Source organism: Streptomyces sp. NBC_00637, assembly GCF_045161545.1.
GTDB lineage: Bacteria > Actinomycetota > Actinomycetes > Streptomycetales > Streptomycetaceae > Streptomyces.
This window is the reverse complement of the sequence record NZ_CP109046.1, coordinates 4,955,597-4,981,609: the sequence shown is the minus strand read 5'-3', so window position 1 is coordinate 4,981,609 and position 26,013 is coordinate 4,955,597. Positions and strand designations below refer to the sequence as shown.

The following is a 26,013-nucleotide window of genomic DNA, read 5'->3' as shown; positions in this document are numbered from 1 at the left end:
GCCGCCGCTCCCTCCGGGGGGCGGCGGCCTGCGCGTATCAAGGAGACATGGACGTGACGACCGACGCCAACGCCCCCTGGCTGATCGTGGGTCTCGGCAATCCCGGTCCGGAGTACGCCATGAACCGGCACAACGTCGGTTTCATGGTGGCGGATCTGCTGGCCGAGCGGATCGGGGGGAGGTTCAAGCGTGCGGGCAAGGCGCAGGCCCAGGTCGTCGAGGGGCGGCTGGGTCCGCCGGGGACGGGGAGCCGGCGGGTGGTGCTGGCGAAGCCGATGTCGTTCATGAACGTGTCGGGTGGGCCGGTGAACGCGCTGCGGGACTTCTACAAGGTGCCGGTGGCGAACATCGTCGCGGTCCATGACGAGCTGGACATCGACTACGGCGTGCTGCGGCTGAAGCTCGGCGGCGGGGACAACGGGCACAACGGTCTGAAGTCGATGACGAAGGTGACGGGCCCGGACTACCACCGGGTGCGGTTCGGCATCGGGCGGCCGCCGGGGCGGATGCAGGTGGCGGACTTCGTGCTGAAGGACTTCTCCTCGGCCGAGCGCAAGGAACTGGACTACTTCGTCGACCGTGCGGCGGACGCGGCGGAGGCCCTGGTGCTGGAGGGGCTGGAACGGGCGCAAAGCACGTACAACTCCTGACTTGTCGCCCGGCCAGGTTGACGGGCCGTTCAGGCATGGCCAATGATCCCGGCCATGCCTGCCACAGCAGCCTCGTCCCACCGCCGCCGGGGCCACTCCCGCAAGAGCTCGGCCAAGAGCTCCTCACGGGATCCGGCCAGGACGTCGGCCAAGGGCTCGGCCTCGCAGACCGCGTTGCGGTGCGGACGGCTCGTGGCGATGGGTGCGCTCACCGTGCTGATCCTGGTCGCGGGGGTGTGGGGTTCCTGGGGGTCCGCGCAGCACGCGATGCTGACGAAGGGCCGGGAACAGGGCACGGTCGAGGTGACGCGGTGCGGTGAGGACACGTGCGCGGGGCCGTACACGCCGCTGTCCGCCGGGTCGACGGCACGCGCGCGCGTGGAGATCGAGAAGTCGGTGGCGGTGCGCAAGGGCGGGGTCTACACCGTGGTGATCAAGCCGGGCAGCGACGAGGTGGTGCGGTCCGGTCCGGCCGGGATCCTGTACGCGTGGGTGCCGTTGGGTGGCGCGCTGCTGCTGGCGTCGATCGTGGTCGCGGGTGGTCTGGGGCGGGTGCGGGTGGGTTGGGTGTTCGCGGGTTCGGGCGTCGCCCTGCTGACGGCGGCGTTCCTCGCGGTGTGAGCGTGCGGGTGAACGCGTGGGGTGAGCGCGGTGCGCTGTGGTGTACGGGTACGCGGAGGCGCCCCGGTCCGGACGGACCGGGGCGCCTTTGCGTGCGGGGTGTGCGGGTCAGCCGGTGTTGCGCAGGCCCGCGGCGACGCCGTTGACGGTGAGGAGCAGGGCGCGGGCGAGGAGCGGGTCGGGCTCGGCTCCCGCGGCCGCGGCGTCACGCTGGCGCTTGAGCAGGGTGACCTGGAGGTAGGAGATGGGGTCGAGGTAGGCGTCGCGGATGGTGAAGGTCTGCTTGAGCACGGGGGTGGCGGCGAGCAGTTCCGCTTCGCCGGTGATCTTCAGTACCTCGGCGACGGTCAGGGCGTGTTCGGCCTTGATGCGGTCGAAGACGTGCTTGAGGTCGTCGGGGACGAGGGTGTCGACGTAGTGCTGGGCGATGCGCAGGTCGGTCTTCGCGAGGGTCATCTCGACGTTGGAGATGAAGTTCCGGAAGAAGTGCCACTGGTCGCGCATCTCGTCCAGGACGCTGTCCAGACCGGCGTCGCGCAGGGCCTTGAGGCCGGAGCCGACGCCGAACCAGCCGGGGACGATCTGGCGGGACTGCGTCCAGCCGAACACCCACGGGATGGCGCGCAGGCCGTCGAGCGAGACGCCGGAGCCGGGACGGCGGGAGGGCCGGGAGCCCAGGTGCAGGTCGGCCAGCTGGTCCACCGGCGTCGACGCGAGGAAGTACGTCGGCAGGTCCGGGTCCTCGACGAGGGCGCGGTAGGCCTGGTGGGCGGCGTCGGAGACGACGTCCATGGCGGCGTCCCAGCGGGCGAGGGCCTCGTCGGACTGGCGGGGGGCGGTGTGCAGGGCGGAGGCCTGAAGGGTCGCGGCGACCGTCAGTTCCAGGTTCTCCCTGGCCAGGGACGGGATGAGGTACTTGTCGGAGATGACCTCGCCCTGCTCGGTGACCTTGATCTCGCCCTCCAGGGTGCCCCAGGGCTGGGCGAGGATGGCGTCGTGGGAGGGGCCGCCGCCGCGGCCGACGGTGCCGCCGCGGCCGTGGAACAGCCGCAGCCGGACGCCGTAGCGGTGGGCGACGTCACGCAGCCGGCGCTGGGCGCGGTGGATCTCCCACTGGCTGGTGGTGATGCCGCCGAACTTCGAGGAGTCGGAGTAGCCGAGCATGACCTCCTGGACGTCTCCGCGCAGCGCGACCAGGCGCCGGTAGGAGGGGTCGGAGAGCATGTCCTCGAGGATGGTGTCGGCGGCCTTCAGCTCGTCCGTGGTCTCCAGGAGCGGCACGATGCCGATCTTCGCCCAGCCGGCGTGCAGGTCGATCAGTCCGGCCTCGCGGGCCAGGACCGCCGCCGCGAACACGTCGTCGGCGCCCTGGCACATGGAGATGATGTAGGACTCGATGACCTCGGGTCCGAAGACCTCCAGGGCCCGCTTGACGGTGAGGAAGACGCCGAGGGTCTTCTCGCCGGCGGCGTCGACCGGGGCCGGGGTGGGGGCGAGGGGGCGGCGCGAGCGCAGTTCCTTGGCGAGGAGCTTGGTGCGGTACTCGCGGGGCATGTCGGTGTAGCGCCAGGACTCCTCGCCGAGGCGGTCGAAGAGCTGACCGAGGGCGTGGTGGTGGGCGTCGGCGTGCTCACGCACGTCCATGGTGGCGAGCTGGAGGCCGAACGCGGCGAGGGTGCGGATGGTGCGGTTCATCCGGCCGTCGGCGAACAGGGCGCCGCGGTGTTCGCGCAGGGAGGTCTGGATGAGGGTGAGGTCCGCGAGGAGTTCGCTGGTGCCGAGGTAGTCGCGCCCGCTCTCGTGGGGGATGCCCTTGGCGAGGCGCTGCTTGGTGTTCTCCAGCTTCTGCCGGATGCAGGTGGCCTTGAGGCGGTAGGGCTCCTCGGCGTTGAGGCGCTTGTAGCGGGGGCTGATCTCGGGCAGCTGTTCGAGATCGCCCTTCAGCGACTCCAGGAGTTCCTCGGTGGCGCCGGTGTAGCGGATGGAGTTGGAGAGGAAGCCGCGGAGCTCGTCGATCATCTCGAGCGCGTCGTTGATGCCGTGTTCGTGCTGGAGGATGAGGACGTCCCAGGTCACCTGGGGGGTGACGTTGGGATTGCCGTCGCGGTCGCCGCCGATCCAGGTGCCGAAGGTGAGCGGGCGGGTGTCCTCCGGGACCTTGACGCCGACGCGTTCCAGTTCGGCGGTGAGGTCCTCGAGGACGTCGCCGACGGCGCCCGCGTGGAGCTCGTCGAGGTAGTAGACGGCGTTGCGGGCCTCGTCGGCGGGCTCGGGGCGGACGACCCGGAGCTCGTCGGTCTGCCAGACGAGGTCGATGTTCTCGGCCAGGCGGGTGTCGTGGCGGCGGCGGTCGGCCTCGATCACGGGGGTCTCGAGGAGCGCGGCGATGCGCCGGAGCTTGTTCAGTACCGACCGGCGCGCGGCTTCGGTGGGGTGTGCCGTGAACACGGGGCGCACGTTGAGGTTGCGGACCGTCTGCTGGACGTGTTCGGGGTCGACGTCCTTGAGGCGGTCGGCGGTGCGGGCGAGGAGGCCGCCCTCGGCGGCGCGGCGCTCGCGCAGTTCGCGGCCGCGGTGGACCTGTTCGGTGACGTTGGCGAGGTGGAAGTAGGTGGAGAAGGCGCGGACCAGCTTGGCCGCGGTCTCCAGTTCGATGCCACGCAGCAGTTCGGCGGCGGCCTCGCCGTCCTCGCGGGTGAGGCGGCGGACCTTCTCGACGAGGTCGAGGAGCTCGGGGCCCTCCTGCCGGACGAGGGTCTCGCCGAGGAGGTCCCCCAGTCGGCGGATGTCGGTGCGCAGCTCGGTGCTGGTCGTTGTGGTGGCCTGGCCAAGGTCGTCGGCACTGCTCACAGGTGCGGCTCCTTGCAGTGTTGAAGCTCGTCCGGGAGGGAACCCGGAATCCGGCCCTGTGGCGGGCGTCGCTTAGGGGCTGGGCATCCGGGAAGAAAACAGAGCGGACCGCGCTGTCCGACTGTCTCCAAGGATAGGTGTCCCTGGGGACGCGCAGGTTGGCGGGCTCTTGCCGCCGGCCCGGGCACTGCCATACTTACGATGCCGTAGGTTACGGAACCGTAGGGAGCGTGGCATTGGTTCGCTGTGTGACCTTCCGGGTGTGCGGAACAACGGCATCTCCCTCAAACCAAGACCCCCCAGGGGACGCGCATGACCACAGGCAGCTCCAACGTGATCGATGAGCCTTTGAAGGCACCCGACGGTACCCCCACGCCCTCGGCCACCCGGGGTGGCGAGCAGAAGCGTTCGATCGAGCAGATCATGCTGCTGATCTTCATCGTCGTTCCGTTTCTGTCGGTGCTGGCGGCCGTGCCGCTGGCGTGGGGCTGGGGGGTGAGCTGGCTGGACCTCGGTCTGCTGGTGTTCATGTACTTCCTCGGCTGCCACGGCATCACGATCGGGTTCCACCGCTACTTCACGCACGGTTCGTTCAAGGCGAAGCGACCGCTCAGGATCGCGTTGGCGATCATGGGTTCGATGGCGGTGGAGGGCCCGATCGTGCGGTGGGTCGCCGATCACCGCAAGCACCACAAGTTCTCCGACGCGGAGGGTGACCCGCATTCGCCGTGGCGGTTCGGCGAGACGCTCCCGGCGCTGATGAAGGGCCTGTGGTGGGCCCACATCGCCTGGATGTTCGACGAGGAGCAGACCTCGCAGGAGAAGTACGCGCCGGACCTGATCAAGGACCCGGCGATCCGCTCGATCTCCCGGCAGTTCGTCTACTGGACGATCCTGTCGCTGGCGCTGCCGCCCCTGGTGGGCGGGCTGGTCACGATGTCCTGGTGGGGCGCGTTCACGGCGTTCTTCTGGGGCTCGCTGGTGCGGGTGGCCCTGCTGCACCACGTGACGTGGTCGATCAACTCGATCTGTCACGCCGTGGGCAAGCGCCCGTTCAAGTCGCGCGACCGCTCCGGCAACGTCTGGTGGCTGGCGATCCTGTCCTGCGGCGAGTCCTGGCACAACCTGCACCACGCGGAGCCGACCTCCGCGCGGCACGGCGTGATGCGGGGCCAACTGGACTCGTCGGCGCGCTTCATCCGGTGGTTCGAGATGCTCGGGTGGGCCTACGACGTGCGCTGGCCGTCACGCTCGCGTATCGATTCGCGTCGTAACACGGGTGAGGACGGTTCCCCACAGGGGAAGGCCACCGTCGAGGCGGCATGATTGACGGCGTGGCGACCGATCCCAGCAGTACCTCCAGTAACGAAGCGAAGCCGCGGCGCGCCCGGCGCACCCGTATGACGGGTGCCGAGCGGCGTCAGCAGCTGCTCGAGATCGGTCGCACCCTGTTCGCGGCGAAGGGTTTCGAGGGCACCTCGGTGGAGGAGATCGCGGCGAAGGCCGGGGTCTCCAAGCCGGTGGTGTACGAGCACTTCGGCGGCAAGGAGGGGCTGTACGCGGTCGTCGTGGACCGGGAGATGCGCCGGCTGCTGGACATGGTCACGTCGTCGCTGACGGCGGGCCACCCCCGTGAGCTCCTCGAACAGGCGGCGTTCGCGCTCCTCGACTACATCGAGGAGTACACGGACGGTTTCCGGATCCTGGTGCGGGACTCTCCCATCCCGCAGTCGACCGGGTCGTTCGCGTCGCTGATCTCCGACATCGCGACCCAGGTGGAGGACATCCTGGGCCGCGAGTTCAAGAGCCGCGGCTTCGACCCGAAACTGGCCCCGCTGTACGCCCAGGCCCTGGTCGGGATGGTCGCCCTGACCGGTCAGTGGTGGCTGGACGTACGCCGCCCGAAGAAGGCGGAGGTGGCGGCCCACCTGGTGAACCTGTCCTGGCACGGGCTGGACGGCCTGGAGGCGAAGCCGCACCTGATAGGTCGCCGGAAGGCCTAGCCGGCACCACGCACACATGTGGGCGGGGTCCCGACCGTCGTGGTCGGGACCCCGCCCGCGTCTGTACCGCTTGAGGCCGTCAGTGCCTTCGGCGCCTTCGGCGCGTCGGGTCCTGTCGGCTTCCCGGTGCTGGAAGACGTCTCAGTGCTTGAAGACGTCCTTGGTCTTCTCCTTGGCCTGACGGGCGTCGCCCTTGGCCTGCTCGGCGCGTCCCTCGGCCTCGAGCCGCTCGTTGCCCACGGTGCGGCCGACCGCTTCCTTCGCCTTGCCCTTGGCCTGTTCCATCTTCGCCTTGGACTTCTGCTCGCCTGCCACTGTTCATCACTCCCAGTCAGGTCTGCGTGTGGTCTCAACACTGCGAGTGACCCGTCCCGCGCCGCTCAAACCACCCCGATGACGGGTTCCAGGAACTCCAGTCGGTTGCCGACTGGGTCCCGGGCGTAGAAGCGGCGGTGTCCCGGCAGGTCCGCGTCCCAGGTGACGGGTGTGCCGTGGGCCTCGATCCGGGCGGCGAACGCCTCGATACCGGTGACCCGCAGGCCGGGGTGGGACTTCGCGGAGGGGCGGAAGCCCTCCTCGATGCCGAGATGCAGGTGCACGTCCCCCGCCCGGAACCAGCAGCCGCCCTTCGCCGCGAGCACCGGCGGCTTGGGGATCTCGGTCATCGCGAGGGTGCCGGTGTAGAAGCGGCGCAGCAGATCCTCGGAGCCGGGTGGGGCGGCGAGCTGTACATGGTCGACGGCGGCCAGCACGTCAGGCCTCCTTCACGGCTACCGCGAACAGGCGGCGGAACGGCAGGACCGTCCCGTACTCCGCGCTCGGGTAGGCCTCGCGGAGCAGGTCGCGGTAGTCGGCGACGAAGGCGTCGCGGGCCTCGGGGTCGTCGGCGAGGGCGTCCAGGGCGGGGCGCAGTCCGGTGCCCTTGACCCAGTCGAGTACGGGGTCCTCGCCCTGGAGCACGTGGAGGTAGGTGGTCGTCCAGACGTCGGTGGCGCAGCCGAGGCGGGCCAGCCGGTCGAGGTAGACGGCGGGGGCGTGGACGGAGTCCTCGTGGCGCAGGACGTGGCCGAGGCGGCCCTTCCAGCGGACGCTGCCGCCGAGCTCGCGCATCAGGGCGTGCAGGGGCGCGTCGATGTTGTGGGGCACCTGGAAGGCGAAGGTGCCGCCGGGGGCGAGACCGTCCAGCCAGCCGGCGAAGGCGTCGAGGTGGCCGGGCACCCAGTGCAGAGCCGCGTTCGAGACGAGGAGGTCGTACGTCTCCTCCGGCGCCCAGGTGGCGAGGTCGGCGTGGGCGAAGTCGAGGTGTGCGCCCGCGTGCGCCGCCGCGTCGGCGAGCATCCGGGGCGAGTTGTCGTAGCCGGTGACGCGGGCGGTGGGCCAGCGGTCGGCGAGGGCGGCGGTGAGGTTGCCGGGGCCGCAGCCGAGGTCGGCGATGCGGGGCGGGTCGCCGGGGAGGCCGGGAACGCGGGCGAGGAGGTCGGCGAAGGGGCGGGCGCGGTGGGCGGCGTGGCGCAGGTACTGGGCGGGGTCCCAGGTGGGGTTGGTCGTCATGTGTGCCACTCTCCCCCGCCATTTATCTTGACGTCAAGATACTCGACATCAAGAGACTCCACATCGACACAACCACTACACTGATCGTCATGGAGGACGAGGTCGATCGGCTGGTCGCAGCGTGGCGCCGGGAGCGCCCGGACCTCGACGTGGAGCCGCTGGAAGTACTCAGCCGGGTGAGCAGACTGGCCCGGCACCTGGACCGCGCACGCCGTCTGGCGTTCTCCGAGCACCAGCTGGAGCCCTGGGAGTTCGACGTCCTGACCGCGCTCCGGCGCGCGGGGGCGCCCTACCAGCTCTCGCCGGGCCAACTGCTGACGCAGACGCTGGTGACCTCGGGCACCATGACGAACCGCATCGACCGGCTCGCGAAGAAGGGCCTGGTGGAACGGCTGCCGGACCCGAGCGACCGCCGGGGCGTGCTCGTCCGTCTCACGGACGACGGCAAGGACCGCGCCGACCAGGCCCTCGCCGGACTGCTCGACCAGGAACGAGCGATCCTGGCCGAGCTCTCGCAGACCCAGCGCGGCGAACTGGCCGGCCTGCTACGCCAGTTGACCGCCCCGTTCGACAACATCCCCGGCTAGGTCCACCGGTCCCACCCCGGCCCGCCGGGCCAGGGCGACGGCGGCGAGGGTGGAGTGCACGCCCAGTTTGCCGAGCACGTTCTGCATATGGGTGCGGACGGTGTGCGGGGAGAGGAACAGCCGGTCGGCGACCGCCTTCCTGCCCAGCCCGGCGACCATGCAGCGCAGCACTTCCCGCTCCCTCGGGGTGAGGGACTCGACGAGCCGTTCGCTCTCGGTGCGGTGCTTGCGGGCGGCCGTCAACTCCCGCAGGACACCGGTGAGGAGCGCGGGCGGGAGGTGCGTCTCCTCGCGCAGCACACCTCTGATGACGGTGAGCAGACGGGACAGCGAGCAGTCCTTCGCCACCCAGCCGGACGCCCCGGCCTGGAGGGCGAGGGCCGCGCGGCGCGGCTCGTCCTTCTCGGCGAGGACGACGATCCGGACATGGGGCTGCGCGGCACGGACCCCCACGACCAGCGATATCCCGTCGACGAGCCCGTCCTCCCCCACCTCCCGCACGGGCACGGCGGGCCGTATGTCCGGCAGGGCGGCGCCCAGATCGGCGTCGACCAGCAGCACGTCGTACCGGCGCCCCTCGGCGGCCGCGCGCTCCAGGCTGCGCAGTGCCGCCGGGCCGCTGCCGGCCGCGGAGACGTCGACGTCGGGCTCGGCGGCGAGTGCCGCGGCGAGCGACTCGGCGAAGATGCGGTGGTCGTCGACGACCAGTACACGAATGCGAACCACGAAACCCCCTCCCCCAAGCTCCTTCACGGAGCAGGGGATACTCCAAGGTCCGGAGAGATGGAGAACGTCGACCGGCGCGGATACGACGCCCGGAGGGGATGCCACTACCGCAACGGCCGCCGCCGTGCAGAGACTGCTACCCCCACCGCGGGCGCCGTACCCGACTGTCTCGCCCCCTGATCTGTACCGGCCCCCACCGGCACTGTTCACAGGGTAGGGCCGCGGGCGTAGAGCGGAAGGCAAATTGCAGGATTGGTTCGGCCGCCGCGTTTATGGTGTGCCGCATGTTTCGTCTTGAGACAGAAGTCGACAGGACTCGCCGCGATCTTCTCCGTTCGCGGCTCCTCGCCACCAACACCGAGGCCTCCCCGGTCCTGCGCGCGCTGCGCGGCACGCCCGCGGAACGCGAGTCGGCGCTGCACGTCTGGGCCTCGGACCCGGGCGGCGATCTGGCCGGCGGCCTGGTCGGCCACACCTGGACGACCTGGCTGCACGTCACCTACCTCTGGGTCGACGCCCGGCACCGGGGCACGGGCCTGGGCAGTGCCCTCCTCGCAGAGGCGGAACGCGTCGCCCGCGAGCAGCGCGGCTGCGACCGTGTACGCCTGGAGACCTGGGACTTCCAGGCCCCGGGGTTCTACCGGCGCCACGGGTACGAGGTGGTGTGCGTGATCGAGGACTACCCGCCGGGAATCACGGAGTACACCCTGACGAAGAGACTCGGATAGTCCCTTCAGCCCGCCCGGCACGGGCGGAACGGGTAGGAACGGGAAGGGGCGGGAACGGGAAGGGGCGGTGGGGGCGCGATCCATCCGCCCCCACCGCCCCACCGTGACCCGCTCAGCTCAGCCGACGCGCCCCCGCCGCCGGCACCGCCTCGAACACCCGCGGCGCCTTGTGCCCCGCGGTCGCGAAGGCCTCTTCGACGGCCTTGGTGAGGGTCTCGACGTCGGTGGCCTCCGCCAGGACGATCGCCGAACCGCCGAAGCCGCCACCGGTCATCCGCGCGCCGAGCGCCCCGTGCGCGAGGGCGGTGTCGACGACGAGGTCCAGCTCGGGGCAGGAGACCCGGAAGTCGTCGCGGAGCGAGGCGTGGCCCGCCGTCAGGACCGGCCCGACCGCGCGGGTGTCACCGCCCGACTCCAGAAGGGCGACGACCTGCTCCACGCGCTGATCCTCCGTCACCACATGGCGGACCAGGCGGCGGACCTCCTCCTCGTCGCCGAGGCGGGCGAGGGCCGCTTCCAGGTCGGCGTACGCGATGTCCCGCAGCGCGTCGACGCCGAGGAGGGCGGCGCCCTTCTCGCAGCCGGCCCGCCGCTTGCCGTACTCGCCGTCGCTGTGCGCGTGCGTGAGCTGCGTGTCGACGACCAGCAGGCGCAGGCCCTCGGCCGCCAGGTCGAGGGGGATCTGCTTCTGCGCGAGGTCGCGGGTGTCGAGGAACAGCGCGTGGCCGGCCTCGCAGCACGCGGACGCCGTCTGGTCCATGATGCCGGTGGGCGCGCCGACGTAGACGTTCTCGGCGCGCTGGCACAGGCGGGCGAGCTGCCAGCGCTGGAGCCCGAGGTCGTAGAGGTCGTTCAGCGCGAGGGCCACGACGACCTCCAGCGCCGCGGACGACGACAGGCCGGCGCCCGACGGAACCGTCGAGGACAGATGGATGTCGGCGCCGGTCACCGCGTGACCGGCCTCGCGCAGCGCCCAGACGACTCCGGCGGGGTACGCCGTCCAGTTCTTGTCGGACTCGGGCGTCAGCTCGTCGAGCCGCAGTTCGGCGACACCGCTGTCGAGGTCGGCCGAGTGCAGTCGCAGCACGCCGTCCGTCCGCCGTGCGACCGCGGCGACGGCGATGTGCGGCAGCGCGAAGGGCATCACGAAGCCGTCGTTGTAGTCGGTGTGCTCACCGATGAGGTTGACGCGGCCGGGCGCCGCCCAGACGCCGTCGGGCTCGGCCCCGTACAGCCGGACGAACCCCTCGCGTACTTCCTGTGCCCCCACTACGACTCCCTTGCGCCACTGGCGATGTGCTGCGCGAACTTCCACGCGTCCGCGACGATACCCGCGAGATCCGCGCGGGACGGGTTCCAGCCCAGCCGCTCCCGGGCGGTGGCCGCCGAGGCGACCAGGACGGCCGGGTCGCCGCCGCGGCGAGGGGCCACGACCTCGGGGATCGGGTGGCCGGTGACCTCGCGGACGGTCTCGATGACCTCGCGCACGGAGAAGCCGTTGCCGTTGCCGAGGTTGCAGATGAGGTGCTCGCCGGGCTCGGCGGCGGCCACGGCGAGGAGGTGGGCCTCGGCGAGGTCGGCGACGTGGATGTAGTCGCGGACGCACGTGCCGTCGGGGGTCGGGTAGTCGTCGCCGAAGACCGAGATGGCCTCGCGGCGGCCCTGCGCGACCTGGAGGACGAGCGGGATGAGGTGCGACTCGGGGTCGTGGCGCTCACCCTGCCCGCCGTAGGCACCGGCCACGTTGAAGTACCGCAGGGAGACGGCGCCGAGCCCGTGGGCGGCGGCCTCACCGCTGATCATGTGGTCGACGGCGAGCTTGGACGCGCCGTAGGGGTTGGTCGGCTTCGTCGGCGCGGTCTCGACGATCGGGACCTGCTCCGGCTCGCCGTAGGTCGCCGCCGTGGAGGAGAAGACCAGCTTGCGCACGCCGGCCTCGCGCATGGCGCCGAGCAGGGCCATGGTGCCGCCGACGTTGTTGTCCCAGTACTTCTCAGGCTTGACGACGGACTCGCCGACCTGCGAGAACGCGGCGAAGTGGAGCACGGCGTCGAAGGAGGCGTCGAGCCACTTCGCGGCGTCGCGGATGTCGCCCTCGATGAACGAGGCACCCGCCGGGACGCCCTCGCGGAAACCGGTGGAGAGGTTGTCGAGCACGACGACCTCGTGGCCGGCCTCCAGCAGGTGCTGGGCGACCACGCCGCCGACGTAGCCCGCGCCACCCGTGACCAGATACTTGCCGCTCGTGCCGGTGGTGCCGCTCATGAACTCGCTACCTCTCGCAGTCGCTGGGCCGCGAACTCCGGCGGCACGTCGTTGATGAAGACGTTCATGCCTGATTCGGAGCCCGCGAGAAACTTCAGCTTGCCGGAAGTGCGGCGAATGGTGAAAAGCTCGAGATGGAGCGCGAAGTCGTCCCGGTTGACGCCCTCGAACTCCTCCAGCGCGCCGAACGGCGCCTGGTGCCAGGCGGAGATGTACGGCGTGGACGGTTCACCTTCGCCGAAGATCCGGTCGAAGCGCCTCAAGAGTTCCAGGTACACCTGGGGGAACTCTGTGCGCGCGTCCTCGTCGAGGGCGAGCAGGTCCGGCACCCGGCGCTTCGGGTAGAGGTGCACCTCGTAGGGCCAGTGCGCCGCGTACGGCACGAACGCGACCCAGTGTTCACCCTCCAGGACGACCCGCTCGTCGGCGAGTTCACGCTCCAGGACGGCGTCGAAGAGGTTCCCCCCGCCGGTCGCCTCCTTGTGCGCCGCGACCGAACGCAGCATCAGCGCGGTGCGCGGGGTGGTGAACGGGTAGGCGTAGATCTGCCCGTGCGGGTGACCCAGAGTCACGCCGATCTCGGCGCCGCGGTTCTCGAAGCAGAACACCTGTTCCACGGAGGGCAGATGAGACAGCTCGGACGTCCGGTCCGTCCACGCGTCGAGGACCAGCCGTGCCTGCTCCTCGGTGAGGTCGGCGAAGGACGCGTTGTGGTCGGAGGTGAAGCAGACCACCTCGCAGCGCCCGGAGTCGCCGGCCAGCGAGGGGAAACGGTTCTCGAAGACGACGACGTCGTACGAGGACTCCGGGATCTCGCTGAGCCGGTCGCCCTGGGAGGGGCAGAGCGGGCACTCGTCGGCCGGCGGGTGGTAGATGCGCCCCTGCCGGTGCGAGGCCACGGCGATGGAATCGCCGAGCAGCGGGTCCCGCCGTACCTCCGAAGTGGTGACGGTGGGGTCCAGCGGACGCTTGTCCACCGCGTCGCGCACCGAGTCGTCCCGCTGGTCGTAGTAGATCAGCTCACGACCGTCGGCCAAGCGGGTCGAGGTCTTCTTCACCGCGACTCTCCATCCGTACCTCTGGGTCCGCAGACCTAGATCCGTACACCTAGCGAAGCTTCCAACAGAACCGAACACATAAAACCATAACCCCCCACGCCAGTCACCCTCACAACCAAACAAAGAACACCAAAAGAAGTGAGCAGGGCATGCGAACCCCCACAGACCCGCCCTACCCGGCAGCACAACTGGCGGCAGAGCTCAGGCTGCCGACGAACTGGCTCGACTACACGATCCTCGGCATCTACTTCGTCGTGGTCCTGGGCATCGGCTTCGCCGCCCGCAGATCGGTGAAGACGAGCCTCGACTTCTTCCTCTCCGGACGCTCCCTGCCCGCCTGGATCACGGGCCTCGCGTTCGTCTCGGCCAACCTGGCCGCCACCGAGATCCTGGGCATGGCCGCGAACAGCGCGCAGTACGGGGCGTACACCGTCCACTGGTACTGGATCGGCGCCATCCCGGCGATGGTGTTCCTGGGCCTGGTGATGATGCCGTTCTACTACGGCAGCAAGGTCCGCTCGGTCCCCGAGTTCCTGCTGCTGCGCTTCGACCGGGGCGCCCACCTGCTGAGCTCGGCCCTGTTCGCCTTCGCGGCGATCCTCATCTCCGGCGTGAACCTGTACGCCCTCGCGATCGTCGTCGAGGCGCTGCTGGGCTGGCCGCAGTGGGTGGCGATCGTGGTCGCCGGCGCCTTCGTGCTGGCCTACATCACGCTCGGCGGTCTCTCCTCGGCGATCTACAACGAGGTCCTCCAGTTCTTCGTGATCCTGGCGGCGCTCATCCCGCTGTCGGTGCTGGGCCTGAAGAAGGTGGGCGGCTGGGACGGCCTGACCGACTCGCTGACCCAGTCCCACGGCGACGACTTCGTCACCGCCTGGGGCGGCACGGGCATCGGCAGCGACAACCCGCTCGGCGCGAACTGGCTGACGATCGTGCTGGGCCTCGGCTTCGTCCTCTCCTTCGGCTACTGGACGACGAACTTCGCCGAGGTGCAGCGCGCCCTGTCGGCGAAGAACCTGTCGGCCGCCCAGCGCACCCCGCTCATCGCCGCGTTCCCGAAGATCTTCATCGTCTTCCTGGTGATGATCCCCGGCCTGGTGGCGGCCGTGCTGGTGCCGAAGATCGGCACGTCCGACTCCGACCTCCAGTACAACGACGCGATCCCGTACCTCATGCAGGAGCTGCTGCCCAACGGGGTGCTGGGCATCGCGGTGACCGGCCTGCTGGCGGCGTTCATGGCGGGCATGGCGGCGAACGTCTCGTCCTTCAACACCGTGTTCACGACCGACATCTGGGCGAAGTACGTGGTGCGGGGCCGGGAGGACGCCTACTACGTGCGCTTCGGCCGTCTCATCACGGCCATCGGCGTGGCGGCCTCGGTGGGCACGGCGTTCCTCGCCTCGTCCTTCTCGAACATCATGAGCTACCTCCAGACGCTGTTCAGCTTCTTCAACGTGCCGATGTTCGTCGTCTTCATCGTCGGCATGTTCTGGAAGCGGGCGTCGAGGAAGTCGGGCTTCTGGGGCCTGCTCGCGGGGACGACGGCCGCGATGGTCAACTACTTCGTCCTCTACAAGCAGGACATCATCGGCATCCCCACCGACCAGGGCGCGAACTTCGTCTCCGCGATCGCGGGCTTCGTGGCGGGCGCGGTGGTCATGTTCGCGGTGTCCCTCTTCACCGCCCCCAAGCCGGCCGAGGAGCTCGAAGGCCTGGTCTACGGCACCGTCTCGCCCGGCATGGCCGAGCCGCCGGCGGCGGGCGACGACGCGTGGTACCGGCGTCCGGCGCTGCTGGGCTGGAGCGCGATCGTCCTGGCCGCCCTGTGCTACATCCCGTTCTCGTTCTGAGCCCGGCCGCGCATACCGCGGGAGACTGGAGAGACCATGTCCGACCGATTCGAACCCTCCGAACCCTCCGAATCCGCCGAGCGTGCCGAGGCGGCCGAGCGGTTGCGGCGGGCGGGGTACTCCGAGGCCGACGTCCAGCGTGAGGTCACGGAACTCGAGGAGAAGTCCGCGACCGCGGCCCGCATCTTCGACCTGCGCCGCATCATCGGCGGCCTGTTCGTCGTCTACGGCGTGATCGTCACGATCGCCGGCATCACGGACGGCGACGCGGAGATCGACAAGGCCCAGGGGATCAACATCAACCTGTGGACCGGCCTGGCCATGCTGGCCCTGGGCATCTTCTTCCTGGCCTGGCTGAAGCTGCGGCCCACGGCGCCGGTCACCCCGACGCTGCCGCCCGAGGCGCTGGAGGGAAAGCCCCCGCACGGCGAGTAGCCGCGGGCCGGGGGCACACATCACGGAGCCGAGCCGGCTCCAGGGTCCGTTGCGTCGGGCCCCGGAGCCGGCTCAGTCCATCTACTCGTGGTCGGCGACGTTCGCGTTGATGGCGTCGTCCCCGTTGTTGCAGATCTGCTGCGTCGCGTCCTGGTTCGACGAGAGGCCGAGCAGCGGGAGGTTCAGGTTCGGGATGTTGATGAGCCCGAACGAGATGTTCTCGACGTGGTTGGAGCACTCCCGGGAGTCCCCGTCCGCGCCGTGGACGGCGGCGGAGGCGAATCCGGCACCGGCCATGCCGAGGCTTGCGATCACGGCGGCCACGACAGCGGTGTTGCGGAGCTTGCGCATTGCATACCCTTTTCCGTCTGGATGGCGTGTCCCGCTACAGAGCGAGACGTTACGTTTACGCACCGTATGTTGTGATTATCCGCTTTGCACCACGGACTGGGCCTTATGCCGCCGCCAACCCACACCAGACGAGCTTGCCCCGACGCCCCATCCGGGTCAGCGGTGCCAGTGCCAGAGCGGCGCCGAGGGCAACGCCGCGACACAGCGCTCAGCACCACACCCCTCGCGCCGGCGCACCTCCTGGCAGGGATACGCGCCGGGCTCCCCCCTCAGCGGACGACGTCGAAGACGTTCTTCTGAAGGCCGTTGGCGTAGGTCTCGTGCTCGACGAGCTTCAGCTTCTGGGTGTCCTTGTCCGTGGCGCTGAAGAGCCGCTTGCCCGCGCCGAGCAAGAGCGGGAAGACGAGCAGGTGGTAGCGGTCGATCAGGCCGGCGTCCGAGAGGGCCTGGTTCAGGGAGGCGCTGCCGTGGACGATGATCGGGCCGCCCTCGGTCTCCTTCAGCGCGGCGACCTCGTCGAGCGAGCGCAGGATCGTCGTCTCGCCCCAGTTCGACACCAGGTCGTCCTCGGTGAGGGTGGTGGAGACGACGTACTTCGGCATCACCTTGTAGTCGGCGAAGTCCGCCATGTCGGGCCACACGGGGCTGAACGCCTCGTAGCTGATCCGGCCCAGCAGCATCGCGGCGGCCTCCGTCTGCTCCCGGCCCTTGATCTCGAAGGCCTCGGGCAGGAACTCGATGTCCTTGAAGGTCCATCCGGCGTTCCGGTAACCGGGCTCGCCGCCCGGGGCCTCCACGACGCCGTCGAGCGAGATGAAGGCGGTGCTGATCAGGGTGCGCATCTGAGGTCCTCGGGGTGTCGGGGCGTCGCTGCCGGTTCAGTCATGATCTCTGACCCCGGATCACGGCGAAACTCATCGGCGCCCGTCAGTGCTCGGCGCCTCAGCCCGCGATGTCACCGCTGCGGGCCGCCGCCACCAGAGCGATCGTCAGGGTCGCCGACCAGGTGAGGAAGTGGATCGAGGGCGGGTAGCTCGCGAGGGTGTAGCCGTCCCCGGTCAGGGCGACGATGGCGAGGACCGCTACCGGCAGCCCGGCGGTGAGGGCCGCCAGCAGGCCGCGCAGCGGGGCGCGGGTGAGGAGGCCGTGGGGGGCGAGCGCCAGGGCGAGGCCGGTGGCCGTGCCCAGGGTGACGCCCACCGCCATGCTGCCCAGCACGGCGAAGGCGCCGGTGGCCGTCAGCGTCCACGCGGTGCCGTCGTGGCCGCCGGCCAGGAAGACGAACGCCGCCACGAGACACAGCCCGCCGACGATGCCCGCGGGCCACGCCCCGATCAGTACACCGAGCCGCGTGCCCCGCCAGATCACCGTCCGCGCCGTCATCCGGTCAGCCTCGCAGTTTCACCAACTGGGCGTCCAGGACCGTGGCGGGGATCGACGGATCGCCGCTGAGGTAGGCGATCGCGTTGCCCGAGCGGAGGATCACGGCCTTGGTCGGGGTCGCCTTGCCGGACCGGGTCACCGTCGCGCCCACGCCCATCGCCTGGTCCACGCCCTCGGGGGCGAGTTCCGGGGCGACCTTGCCGACCTTGTGCTCGTCGCCGTCGACGGTGGCCCTGAAGCCGGCCGCGCACTCGTCGACGGCGGTGGCGATCGCGTCCATCGCCTGCTGGGCCTGGTCGGAGGGGTACTCGGCGAGGACGACGGTGACTTCGGCGCCCTCGCCGGTGGCCTTCCGCACGACGGTGGTGGCCGGCTTGCCGACGGCCGTGCCGGACAGGGCGTACGCCAGCGGGGCGCAGGCGTCCTGCGTGACCTTCACCTTGCGGCCCTGGTCCGGTGTGGACACGGTGAAGCCGTTCGTGTCACGCGACACCAGCGCCGCACTGCCGAGGCCACCGGCCCGCGCGGTGGCCCCGGCCGGGGCGGTGGGCTTCAGCAGATTGTCCTCACTGCCGGTGCCACCGCTCGCCACGTCACACGCCGACAGCAGCGCGCAGAGAACCACCGCCGAGCCAAGCCGGGCGCATCGCATCAGAACCCCACCAGGACAGGTCGCTCCTCGGCCCGACCCCAGTCGAGGATGTCCGGAAGTCCGGTCACATAGGCCGTGATGTTCTCGGCGGGGGCATCGAATCGAACCGTCAGGCGCTCAGGAACGTTCAGCACGGCAGCGGCCTGCGCCGCGATGTCGAACCGGATTACATCGCCTTCCCGTTCCACGCGCAGGAGTCCTCCGTAGTGGGTCCTGCCCCCGCTCACAAGACAGTAGGTGTCCATCCCCAGGGAGATGTCCTGCTCGTCGGGTTCGTAGTCCGTCCGCTGAATGAGCAGCGTGAATCCTGGTTCCTCGATCCCTTCCGAGAAACCCGCCTCGACCACCTCGTCCTCTTCGTCGATCTCGAATCCGACCGACTGCGCAACAAGTTCCATCGCTCACTTCCTTCTGCGGCCACCGTTTGCGACCCATGTTCCAGCACCGACGGGACTCGCCCAGGCATAGATCACGTTCACACCGAGTTCCTTGACCATGCGGTTCATCGCTCCCCGGCAGCGGGAGCAAGGCGGAAGCTGCCCGACGAGGCGGACGGTCTCACCCTTGTCGACCGGGATGTGTCCGGCGTACGGGTCACCGGGGATGGGGTTCTTGCCGGCCGATGCCCCGGACATACGCCCGACGCGGTTCTCGGTGTGGGTGGCGGCTTCGGTGTTGTAGCCGCCACCGAGAGCCTTCTCCGCGTCTGTGGACGCGCCGCTGCGCACGGAGTAGGACAACCGGACATCGCCGTTCACATCCTCGATGTCGACGTCGACCGTGTGCCCCGGAGCTTCTCCACAGTTGTGGACCAGGACCGGAGCGGCACCGGCGAGCACATAGTACGAGTGGAGATCCGCAACGGTGAGGTTGTGGACCGTGGCACGCTGTGTCGTCCATCGTTCGACTGCCGTGACCTGGACGTATGTGCCGGCGCTGGTGTGCAGCCACTCACCCGCCGTCAGATTCGTGGCGTCGACCCACTCGTCCAGTTCCGGGACCCAGAACGGGTGCCCCTCGGTGGCTGTCACCTGAGCGGTTCCGTCACCGTCACCGACCGCGACAGTCACCTTGACCAGGTGCTTGACGCCATCGCCGACGATCTCGGCGGTGACCGTCTCGGCGGACGTCGCACCGGTCTTCGGGTCGGACGCCAGGACCTTGTCGCCGTTCTTGACGTCTTCGATCGGCTTGGTGGTGCCGTCGGCCATCAGGACCCGAGTGCCGGGGACGAAGCTGTTGTTGATCGGGCAGCTGGCGCCGGAGGCGCCGCTGTCGTCACCACCTCCTCCCGAGGACTGCTTCCGTGCCTTCGCATGCGGCGTCTTCGGCTCCACCTTCTTCGCCGCCGTCTTGCGCGCCTTCTGGATCGCGTTACCGGTCTTCTGCGCGGCCTTCTTCGCCTGCCGGGTCGCGGCTTCCTTGGCCTTCTTCTTCAGCTGCGCGGCCAGCGCGGCCGCTTTCTTCTTCGCCGCGGCCGCCTTGCGGGCCAGCTCGCGGGCCTTGCGGGCCAGCTCGATGATCTTGCGGGCCTTCTCCTTGGCCTTCATCAGCGCGTTGATCGCCTTCGCGATCCGGTACGCCGCCTTGGCTATCCCGAAGGCCTTGTACGCCTTCGTCCAGGGGATGGCGTTGAGGAACAGGTCGCCGCAGGCCCAGACGTCTCCGCGGGAGAAGCAGCCCACCACGCTGTCCCAGCCGACGAACTCCTTCAGCGCGGCCCAGCCGATGGAGAGGATCACGTCCGCCACCGTCGTGCCCAGCGTCTTCTTCGCCGACGCCTCCTCCGAGGCCGACGGACCGCCGTACTCCGAGGAGCCGCCCTCGGACGCCAGACCTGACGGGTCGGCGAACGTGACCGGGTTGTTCTCGCAGTAGACGTAGCCGTTCATCTGGACGGGGTCGGCCAGATCCAGGAGCGGGTCGGCGGACAGGAAGCGGCCCGTGTTCGGGTCGTACTCCCGCGCCCCCAGATGGACAAGGCCGCTGCTCGCGTCCTCTTCACCGCCGACGTAGCCCTGGTGGGAACGCCAGGTGCCCGGCTCCGACCGCTCCACGCCGAACGCGTCCGTCTTGGAGAACTTGACCTTGTTGCCCGACGTCAGCGCCACATTGGCGTACGCCGTGCCGTTCTGGTCCGTGATCTGCACGGACACTTCCGCCGTACCCGTGCCCTGCGCGTGCCGCATCACGGTCGGCGCGCCCGTCTGGGAGTAGTAGCGCTCGGTGTAGGCGGGACCACCGGCCGCGTTGACGGAGATCGTCGACTCGCCGAGGTACAGGGTGCGTTCCGTCGCCGAGATCGCCATCAGGCGCGACCCGTCACCGCCGTAGACGTACTTCGTCTCCTTGTCCGGTACCCACTGCTGGTTCGCCGCGGTCCCGCACGTGTTCAGCTGGAGGTCCGTGCTGTCGGCCGAGTTGGAGCTCGGAACGTCCAGGCACTTGCCCGACGAGACGTGCTTCAGGGTGCCGGTGGACGTCGCCGTCCACTGCTGGGCGGCCGCGCCGGTGCAGTCCGCGATGACGACCAGGGTGCCGTTGGCCGTGCCGCCGTCCTTCGGGACCACACACTTGCCCAGGGCTTTCAACGCGCCCGTCGACGGATCCGCCGAGGACGTCGGGATGATGCGCAGCTTCTGCGCCTTGGAGCCGTTGCAGGTGTAGAGCTGGAGCGGCGTACCGGCCGTGGTCAGACCGCCGGCCAGGTCCAGGCACTTGTTCGCGAGGCCCTTCCAAGCGCCCGCGCCGTTCTCCCCGAAGCCGGTGACCTTCTCGACCTGGCCGTCCCAGGTCCAGGTCAGCGCCTGCTCGGAACCGTCGTACGTGCGGGTGAGCGTGTTGCCCGCGTCGTCGTAGGTGAGGCCCGTGGCCTTGGTGACCTGTGCGCCCGAGTCCGCCTTGTACGTGGACGACGTACCCGTCAGCGTGTGGGGCTGGGTGCCGTCCGCCTTCCCGTACGTGTAGTCGGTGGTGGCGTCCTTGGTGGTGTCCAGGCCCGGGTCGTGCTCGACGAGCTTCTTGCGGTTGCCCATCGCGTCGTAGGTGTACGACTGCCAGTAGCCGCTGTTGGCCGCCGTGACGTTGGTCGTGCCGTCCGAGTACTTCGCGGCGGCCGTCGTCTTGCCCGTCGCCGTGCAGGACGTGGGAGCCGTCCATGCCTCGCTCAGCTGACCCAGCGCGTCGTAGGTGAAGCACTGGCGGTCGGTCGTCGAGTTCGCGGTGTCCGCGATCGACGTGACGTTGCCCGCCGAGTCGTAGGAGTAGCTGCGGGAGTTCACGCGGTGACCGGTGACGGCTGTCGTGTCACTGGTCGACTCACGGTCGACAATGCTCTGGGTCAGCTCACCCGTCGCCTCGTCGTACAGGTTCGTGGTCCACACCCGGTTGGGATTCTCGCCACTGGCCGTGCGCAGGACCTGGCCGTACGGGGAGTAGGAGGTCTGTGCGGTGTACCAGGCGAGACCCGAGGTGGAGACCGGCAGACCGTCGTCGTTGTAGCGGATCGCCAGCTTCTCGGCGGGCAGGGTACCCACCGACGGCAGGTTGACCGCCTCCATGACGCCCGACTCCGAGTACTCGAAGCTGTAGGCGTACTCCTTCTGAAGGCCGTAGGAGAGTGCCACCGACTCGGGGATGGAGATCTTCTGGCCGGTCGGCTGGTAGTCGGCCGTGTAGCCGGTCACGGAGGTCGAATAGGCCAGCCCGTCGGTGTAGCGGGTCAGCGAGGTGGCCAGGCCCACGCCGCCGATCAGCGTGTCGTACGTCGTCTTCGCCAGCAGCTTGCCGGTGGCGGAGCCCTCGTGCTGCTCGATCGGCCGGGACAGCTTGTCGTAGACCGTGTACACGGCCGCGTTCTCGTCCGTGACCAGTTCCGGCCGGTCGAGGATGTCGTACGCGGTCTTGGTCGTGCCCGCGTCCGGATCGACAGACTCCGTCTCACGGCCCCGGGCGTCGTACGTCCAGCTCCAGATGTTGCCCTCGGAGTCCTTGGCCTCCACCCGGTCGCCGCGCTCGTCGTACGTGTACGTCGTCGAGCGGTAGGCGGCGCGCAGCGCGTCCGTGTACGTGTCGACGCGGACCGTGCGGCCCATCGCGTCGGACCAGGTGCGCTGGGCGGTCGCGCCCGTGGGGTTGATCACCGTGGAGTTGTCGAGGCCGTACTCGTAGCGGCTCGCCTTCGCCGGGACCTCGGTGCCGTTGAGGTACGGGGTCTCGGTGAGGGTGCGGCCCAGGCCGTCGTACGCGTACAGCGTCGCGTTGGGGACCTGGTAGTCCGACTCCAGCTCGAACAGGACGGTGGCGGGGTCGTCCTTGTCGTAGTAGGCGTTGTTGGTCTGCCGGATGGTGCCGTTGGCGCCGTACAGGGTGTCCGTGATCAGGCGTCCGCCGCCGACCGCCGGTTCCTGCTTCTGGCGTTCGCGGCCGAGGCCGTCGTAGATGACGGTGGAGACGCCGTAGTCGCCGTTGTCGGTGAGCGACTCGGTCGTGATCGAGACCGGCTGGCCGATCGTCGTGTCGTAGGTGATCTTCGCCGACGGCGACTTGGAGGTCGCGCGGGACGGGTTCCACACCTGGGTGGCGCGGCCGAGGGCGTCGTACGTGTAGGTCGTGACCCGTCCGTTGACGTCCTGGTCGGTCAGGGCGACCCCGCGGCCGGGCTCCAGCGTGCTGGTCTCGCTCTGGTTCAGCTCGTTGGTGGTGGTGATCTGGAAGACCTGCCCCTTGTCCGGGACGTAGGTCGTGACGGCCTTCGCGGTGTCGCCGTTCGCGATGGCCAGGGCGTTCCGCGTGGACGTCGTGCGGCCGTAGTCGTCGTACGTGACCTCGCCGTCCTTGACCCAGCCGCCGCCGGTGCCGGTGATCGCCCAGGTGGTGGTGGCGTTGCCGCTGGTGGGAGCGGCGTCGTAGGCCAGGCCGTCGTAGGCGACCCGCGAACCGTCGATCCAGTCGGCGGCGGTCGCCGTCGCCGCCTGGGCGCAGGTGCCGGCGGTGGTGAGGGTCTGCCGGTCCAGGCCGATGAGGTGCTTGGCGGTGTTGTGGACGTACGACATCACCGTGCAGGTGTCGTCGTCCGTGTTGTCGGTCGCGGCGTCGGCCGACCAGTCGTTGTACTCGGCGACCTGCGTCGGCAGGCCGTACGTGTCCTCGTAGTCGGTGACGGTGCGCAGGACGCGCACGGTGCGCTTGTCGTCGCCGGTGCCGGAGGAACGGGTGTAGGTCAGGGACTCGGGGGTGAGAACCCGCCAGGCCTTGAGGTCCGGGATGCCGCCGGAGCGGGAGCGGGAGGCCAGCTTCACGGCCTTCGGCTTGTCGACGGTCCTGGTCAGCCAGGTGTCGGCGGTCGCCGAGGCGTAGGTGAGGGATTCCGCGACGCGGCCGGCGAACGGCTCCTCGTCGGTGGCGATGGTGGCGCCCTCGGAGTCCTTCACGGTGACCGAGCGGGTGCCGCCCCCGGAGAGGGGGTCGCCGTCCATGCCCCGGAAGAAGCGGGTCTCCGTCATGCCCCGCTTGGTGGACACGTACGCGGCGTCGCTGTCGGCGCCGGTGTAGGTGCGCACGCGGGCGAAGCCGCGCCACTGGTCCCAGGTGCGGGTCTTCTTCTTGCTGAACTCCGCCTGGTTCAGGGCCCAGGCCGCGTCACCGAGGTAGTCGTAGGTGGTCGTGATCGCCTCGGAGCCGGTGAGCGCCGGGAGTTCCTGGACCGACTCGACGACGTACTTGTTGAACCAGTCGGTCGTCTCGACGTCCGGGTCGGCGTTCCAGAACACCGGGTAGCACAGCCCGGTGTTGGCGTCCGGTGCGGGGAAGCCGCTGCCCGTCTTGCACGCGCCCGACGGCGCCTTGTAGGTGACGACGGTCTCGCCGCCGTACTCGCTGACGACGCGCGCGATCCGCAGCCGGTCGAAGGCGGGGTTCGGGTCGTTCGCGCCCTCCTTGACCCGGTTGGGCATCGGCAGGCTGTTGGCGAGGAACTGCACCGGGTTGAGGGTCAGCGACTCGCCCTCGGCGTCGTAGCCGGTGCGGGTGATCGACTCCAGCCACAGGGCGGTGCCCTCGTCGGTGAGGTCGGCGGGCAGCGACTGCTGAAGCGTCCAGCTGTCCACCTTCGACAGGGCCGTGGAGCCCTGGGTGCGCTGGGTCCACGTGGTCACCTGGGCCAGCCGCTTGCGCGACCAGAAGGTGGGGACGGGGACGTAGCACTCCTTGCCTGCGGCGCAGTACAGGTCGGCCGGGGTGTCGTACCAGATGCGGTTCTTCGCGAAGTCGCCGGACGTGAAGTTGTCGTTCTCGTCGCCCTCCGCCGTACAGGCGAGTTCGCCCTCCTTGAAGCAGCGCTCGTCGACGTCGAAGGTGACCTTGGAGATCGGGGTCGCATACGGGTCGGCCGTGGTCAGGCCGTACTCGATGCGCTTGAGCCAGCCGCCGCGGTCGTAGGAGACGGGCGTCTTGTACTTGTTGTTCTTCGCGTAGTGGTTGGTCTCCTTGGCCCACCACAGCGTCATGGCGTTGCCGTTGGTGTCGACGACGTAGTCGAGGTTCCAGCGCCAGGCCTGGTCGCAGAAGGAGCCCGCGAAGTCGCCCGCCTTGTAGCAGGGTTCGCCGTACTGATTACCGGCGACGGGCGCGGTGAACACCGAGTTCGTCACCGGGTCGCCGCTCGCCCAGTCGTCGGCCAGCTTGTGCTTGCCGAAGTAGTACTGGGTGCCGTCGCGGGTGGTGACGCGCCAGTACTCGCCGTCGGCGTCGCCGTTGTCCAGGCCGGTGTCCCGCAGCAGCTCGACGCGCGAGCCGTCGTCGTTCGCGGTGACCCACTTGTCGCCGTAGGGGCTGCTCGCGCCGTCGGGCAGGACCAGCTCGGTCGTCGTGCCGCCCAGCGTGAGCGTGGCGTTGTACGAGCCGAAGCAGAGGTCGCTGGTCTTCTTGGTGTTGTTGCCGTTCGTCTGGTCGTCGCGGCAGGAGGTGTAGGTGCGGGTGATGGAGCCCGCGTTGTACTCCCAGCCGTCGCCGACCCAGGAGGGCTGGTTGTTGGAGGCGGAGGTGCGGCCGTCCACGCCCTGCGAGTTGTAGCCGAAGGACACCGACGGCGAGGGGCCGCCGGGGACGCTCGGGGTCTGGAGGGCGTACGAGTAGGTGAAGCCGCCCGCGTTGCCTCCGGCCGACCAGGAACCGGCGCTGACCAGCGGGGTCGCGCCGAAGTCGCCCTTGGAGCCGGAGCCGGAGTCGGTGGCGAGGAGGACGGAGGAGCCGGAGCCGGCGGCGGTCGCGGCGGCGAGTGACGCCAGGCGGGTGCCGCCTGCCGTCTTCGCCTCGCGGTACACGCCGTCCGTGACCGTGACCGTGCCCGCGCCGGAGGCGGCGGCCGTGGACGCGGTCGAGGCGCTGGTGCCGCCCGCCGCGAGGATCTCGGTGTCGACGGTCGCCAGGATGCGGCGCTCGAACACGGCGTCGCCGTCGGCGTCGGTGCCCGTCTGCGCGACCACGTTGTCGGTGGTGACCTCGGTGGGTTCGGCGCAGCCCTCGGTGTCCGGGGTGGTCAGGAAGCACGCCGGGTACTGCACGAAGGACAGCCGGTCCGCCCAGTTCGCGCCGTACAGCTCGGAGAAGTCGGTGTAGTCCAGGGCGATCACGGCGTCGCCGGTCGCCTCGGCCGGCGGTGTGACCGTGAGGGCCACGCCCTCGATGGCGGTGGTGGCGATCTCACCCTGGTCGGCGAGGGTGACCTGCCACTCGCCCTCCAGGGCGGTGGCCTCGGTCGCGGTGGCGTCCTCGGGGGCGCCGACCTCGACGGGGAGCGCCGTGCCGTCGGCCTGGGCGAGCGGGACCAGGTCGCCGGGAGCGAGGCCGGTGAGGTCCTTCGTCGCGGTGCCGCCGACGGGGGCGGTGACCTGGCTCGGGTCGTACTCGAGCGGCTGCTCGGCCTCGGCCGTGGTCAGTTCGGCGAGCTGCCCGCCCGCCTCGCCCTCGGCCTGCTCGGCGTTCGGCAGGTCGACCAGGTCGACACCGCTGCGGTCGTCACCCGGCGGCAGCGCCACCGCGGCGGGCGAGACGCCCACCACCAGCGCCACGGCGAGCGCTCCGACCACACCGGCGCGCATCCGCGCCCGTCTGCGGCGTTCGGCGCGTGTGCTCACACGCCACCCCCTGCCGCTCCATGACAGCGATCCCCACACAGCGACAGCCCCCGCGCCCACAGTTCCGGCCATTGATGAGCACGAATGTTCTGGCAAATGTTCATGGAAAGTCAACAGGTCCGAGAAGGCGCGTGATTTAGCTCACCGGACGAAATTCCACAGCCCGCA

General features: G+C 69.8%; 22 protein-coding genes. 8 read left to right on the top strand and 14 right to left on the bottom strand.

Annotated elements, in window-relative coordinates; all coding sequences use genetic code 11:
• Nucleotides 1-47 precede the first annotated feature (47 nt).
• Nucleotides 48-650, top strand: a complete 603-nt coding sequence (gene pth, locus OG440_RS21895) for an aminoacyl-tRNA hydrolase (protein WP_406008489.1) — start codon at nt 48-50, stop codon at nt 648-650.
• 42 nt (nt 651-692) lie between these two features.
• A complete protein-coding gene (locus OG440_RS21890) occupies nt 693-1,271 on the top strand; it encodes a hypothetical protein (RefSeq protein WP_406008488.1) in 579 nt (192 codons plus the stop codon).
• A 108-nt stretch (nt 1,272-1,379) separates the two neighbouring features.
• Here the strand turns inward: OG440_RS21890 and ppc are convergent, their stop codons facing one another.
• Entirely contained in the window at nt 1,380-4,121 is a 2,742-nt protein-coding gene (gene ppc, locus OG440_RS21885; protein WP_406008487.1) for a phosphoenolpyruvate carboxylase, read from the bottom strand.
• 312 nt (nt 4,122-4,433) lie between these two features.
• Between ppc and OG440_RS21880 the strand changes: the two genes are divergently transcribed.
• Together OG440_RS21880 and OG440_RS21875 are read left to right on the top strand one after the other, a co-directional pair.
• A complete protein-coding gene (locus tag OG440_RS21880) occupies nt 4,434-5,447 on the top strand; it encodes an acyl-CoA desaturase (protein WP_406008486.1) in 1,014 nt (337 codons plus the stop codon).
• Nucleotides 5,444-6,124, top strand: coding sequence for a TetR family transcriptional regulator (locus OG440_RS21875; protein WP_389505273.1), 681 nt, complete (start codon nt 5,444-5,446; stop codon nt 6,122-6,124). The genes OG440_RS21880 and OG440_RS21875 overlap by 4 nt, the downstream gene beginning before the upstream one ends.
• 141 nt (nt 6,125-6,265) lie before the next feature.
• On the opposite strand, the gene OG440_RS21870 is transcribed toward OG440_RS21875, so the two are convergent.
• The 3 genes from OG440_RS21870 to OG440_RS21860 all read right to left on the bottom strand — a co-directional run bounded on the left by OG440_RS21870 (nt 6,266) and on the right by OG440_RS21860 (nt 7,675).
• Nucleotides 6,266-6,439: a CsbD family protein gene (locus tag OG440_RS21870; protein WP_351362810.1), complete on the bottom strand. Its 174-nt coding sequence runs from the start codon at nt 6,437-6,439 to the stop codon at nt 6,266-6,268.
• Nucleotides 6,440-6,504: 65 nt separating this feature from the next.
• The gene (locus OG440_RS21865; protein WP_406008485.1) at nt 6,505-6,876 is read right to left on the bottom strand and encodes a glyoxalase; all 372 of its coding nucleotides are present in this window, start codon (nt 6,874-6,876) and stop codon (nt 6,505-6,507) included.
• Between the two features lies 1 nt (nt 6,877).
• A complete protein-coding gene (locus OG440_RS21860; protein WP_406008484.1) occupies nt 6,878-7,675 on the bottom strand; it encodes a trans-aconitate 2-methyltransferase in 798 nt (265 codons plus the stop codon).
• Nucleotides 7,676-7,764: 89 nt separating this feature from the next.
• Here OG440_RS21860 and OG440_RS21855 point away from each other — a divergent pair, with 89 nt between their 5' ends.
• Entirely contained in the window at nt 7,765-8,262 is a 498-nt protein-coding gene (locus OG440_RS21855; RefSeq protein ID WP_189920768.1) for a MarR family winged helix-turn-helix transcriptional regulator, read from the top strand.
• On the opposite strand, the gene OG440_RS21850 is transcribed toward OG440_RS21855, so the two are convergent.
• Nucleotides 8,221-8,988, bottom strand: coding sequence for a LuxR C-terminal-related transcriptional regulator (locus tag OG440_RS21850; RefSeq protein ID WP_406008483.1), 768 nt, complete (start codon nt 8,986-8,988; stop codon nt 8,221-8,223). The genes OG440_RS21855 and OG440_RS21850 overlap by 42 nt on opposite strands.
• 284 nt (nt 8,989-9,272) lie before the next feature.
• Here OG440_RS21850 and OG440_RS21845 point away from each other — a divergent pair, with 284 nt between their 5' ends.
• Nucleotides 9,273-9,716 carry a GNAT family N-acetyltransferase gene (locus OG440_RS21845; RefSeq protein WP_406008482.1) on the top strand — a complete coding sequence of 148 codons (444 nt, stop codon included), beginning with the start codon at nt 9,273-9,275 and terminating at the stop codon, nt 9,714-9,716.
• A gap of 112 nt (nt 9,717-9,828) precedes the next feature.
• Here the strand turns inward: OG440_RS21845 and galK are convergent, their stop codons facing one another.
• Genes galK through galT form a run of 3 tightly spaced genes read right to left on the bottom strand, consistent with a single transcriptional unit; the run spans nt 9,829 to nt 13,039 of the window.
• Nucleotides 9,829-10,986, bottom strand: coding sequence for a galactokinase (gene galK / locus OG440_RS21840; protein WP_406008481.1), 1,158 nt, complete (start codon nt 10,984-10,986; stop codon nt 9,829-9,831).
• Nucleotides 10,986-11,981 (bottom strand): UDP-glucose 4-epimerase GalE, encoded by a 996-nt coding sequence (galE, locus tag OG440_RS21835; RefSeq protein WP_406008480.1) that lies wholly within the window; start codon nt 11,979-11,981, stop codon nt 10,986-10,988. Before galE ends, galK begins: the two co-directional genes overlap by 1 nt.
• Nucleotides 11,978-13,039 (bottom strand): galactose-1-phosphate uridylyltransferase, encoded by a 1,062-nt coding sequence (gene galT, locus OG440_RS21830; protein ID WP_406008479.1) that lies wholly within the window; start codon nt 13,037-13,039, stop codon nt 11,978-11,980. Before galT ends, galE begins: the two co-directional genes overlap by 4 nt.
• Before the next feature lie 149 nt (nt 13,040-13,188).
• Between galT and OG440_RS21825 the strand changes: the two genes are divergently transcribed.
• Together OG440_RS21825 and OG440_RS21820 are read left to right on the top strand one after the other, a co-directional pair.
• Nucleotides 13,189-14,889, top strand: a complete 1,701-nt coding sequence (locus tag OG440_RS21825; protein ID WP_406008478.1) for a sodium:solute symporter family protein — start codon at nt 13,189-13,191, stop codon at nt 14,887-14,889.
• Between the two features lie 36 nt (nt 14,890-14,925).
• Nucleotides 14,926-15,324 (top strand): hypothetical protein, encoded by a 399-nt coding sequence (locus tag OG440_RS21820; RefSeq protein ID WP_406008477.1) that lies wholly within the window; start codon nt 14,926-14,928, stop codon nt 15,322-15,324.
• An 81-nt stretch (nt 15,325-15,405) separates the two neighbouring features.
• Here OG440_RS21820 and OG440_RS21815 read toward each other — a convergent pair whose 3' ends face one another.
• The 6 genes from OG440_RS21815 to OG440_RS21790 form a co-directional block, all read right to left on the bottom strand.
• On the bottom strand, nt 15,406-15,675 hold the full coding sequence (locus tag OG440_RS21815; protein ID WP_406008476.1) for a hypothetical protein: 270 nt from the start codon (nt 15,673-15,675) through the stop codon (nt 15,406-15,408).
• 269 nt (nt 15,676-15,944) lie between these two features.
• Complete coding sequence (locus OG440_RS21810; RefSeq protein WP_406008475.1) at nt 15,945-16,517, bottom strand: dihydrofolate reductase family protein; 573 nt, start codon at nt 16,515-16,517, stop codon at nt 15,945-15,947.
• Between the two features lie 100 nt (nt 16,518-16,617).
• Nucleotides 16,618-17,058: a hypothetical protein gene (locus tag OG440_RS21805; RefSeq protein ID WP_406008474.1), complete on the bottom strand. Its 441-nt coding sequence runs from the start codon at nt 17,056-17,058 to the stop codon at nt 16,618-16,620.
• A 4-nt stretch (nt 17,059-17,062) separates the two neighbouring features.
• On the bottom strand, nt 17,063-17,710 hold the full coding sequence (locus OG440_RS21800) for a hypothetical protein (protein ID WP_406008473.1): 648 nt from the start codon (nt 17,708-17,710) through the stop codon (nt 17,063-17,065).
• The gene (locus tag OG440_RS21795; protein WP_406008472.1) at nt 17,710-18,108 is read right to left on the bottom strand and encodes an Imm10 family immunity protein; all 399 of its coding nucleotides are present in this window, start codon (nt 18,106-18,108) and stop codon (nt 17,710-17,712) included. Before OG440_RS21795 ends, OG440_RS21800 begins: the two co-directional genes overlap by 1 nt.
• Nucleotides 18,109-18,111: 3 nt before the next feature.
• Nucleotides 18,112-25,845: a ricin-type beta-trefoil lectin domain protein gene (locus tag OG440_RS21790; RefSeq protein ID WP_406008471.1), complete on the bottom strand. Its 7,734-nt coding sequence runs from the start codon at nt 25,843-25,845 to the stop codon at nt 18,112-18,114.
• Between the last annotated feature and the right edge of the window lie 168 nt (nt 25,846-26,013).

Coding starts and splice junctions, on each gene's coding strand:
- pth (WP_406008489.1), top strand. CDS start 48: ATGGACGTGACGACCGACGCCAACGCCCCCTGGCTGATCGTGGGTCTC.
- OG440_RS21890 (WP_406008488.1), top strand. CDS start 693: ATGATCCCGGCCATGCCTGCCACAGCAGCCTCGTCCCACCGCCGCCGG.
- OG440_RS21880 (WP_406008486.1), top strand. CDS start 4,434: ATGACCACAGGCAGCTCCAACGTGATCGATGAGCCTTTGAAGGCACCC.
- OG440_RS21875 (WP_389505273.1), top strand. CDS start 5,444: ATGATTGACGGCGTGGCGACCGATCCCAGCAGTACCTCCAGTAACGAA.
- OG440_RS21860 (WP_406008484.1), bottom strand. CDS start 7,675: ATGACGACCAACCCCACCTGGGACCCCGCCCAGTACCTGCGCCACGCC.
- OG440_RS21855 (WP_189920768.1), top strand. CDS start 7,765: ATGGAGGACGAGGTCGATCGGCTGGTCGCAGCGTGGCGCCGGGAGCGC.
- OG440_RS21845 (WP_406008482.1), top strand. CDS start 9,273: ATGTTTCGTCTTGAGACAGAAGTCGACAGGACTCGCCGCGATCTTCTC.
- galE (WP_406008480.1), bottom strand. CDS start 11,981: ATGAGCGGCACCACCGGCACGAGCGGCAAGTATCTGGTCACGGGTGGC.
- OG440_RS21825 (WP_406008478.1), top strand. CDS start 13,189: ATGCGAACCCCCACAGACCCGCCCTACCCGGCAGCACAACTGGCGGCA.
- OG440_RS21820 (WP_406008477.1), top strand. CDS start 14,926: ATGTCCGACCGATTCGAACCCTCCGAACCCTCCGAATCCGCCGAGCGT.
- OG440_RS21815 (WP_406008476.1), bottom strand. CDS start 15,675: ATGCGCAAGCTCCGCAACACCGCTGTCGTGGCCGCCGTGATCGCAAGC.
- OG440_RS21810 (WP_406008475.1), bottom strand. CDS start 16,517: ATGCGCACCCTGATCAGCACCGCCTTCATCTCGCTCGACGGCGTCGTG.
- OG440_RS21805 (WP_406008474.1), bottom strand. CDS start 17,058: ATGACGGCGCGGACGGTGATCTGGCGGGGCACGCGGCTCGGTGTACTG.
- OG440_RS21800 (WP_406008473.1), bottom strand. CDS start 17,710: ATGCGATGCGCCCGGCTTGGCTCGGCGGTGGTTCTCTGCGCGCTGCTG.
- OG440_RS21795 (WP_406008472.1), bottom strand. CDS start 18,108: ATGGAACTTGTTGCGCAGTCGGTCGGATTCGAGATCGACGAAGAGGAC.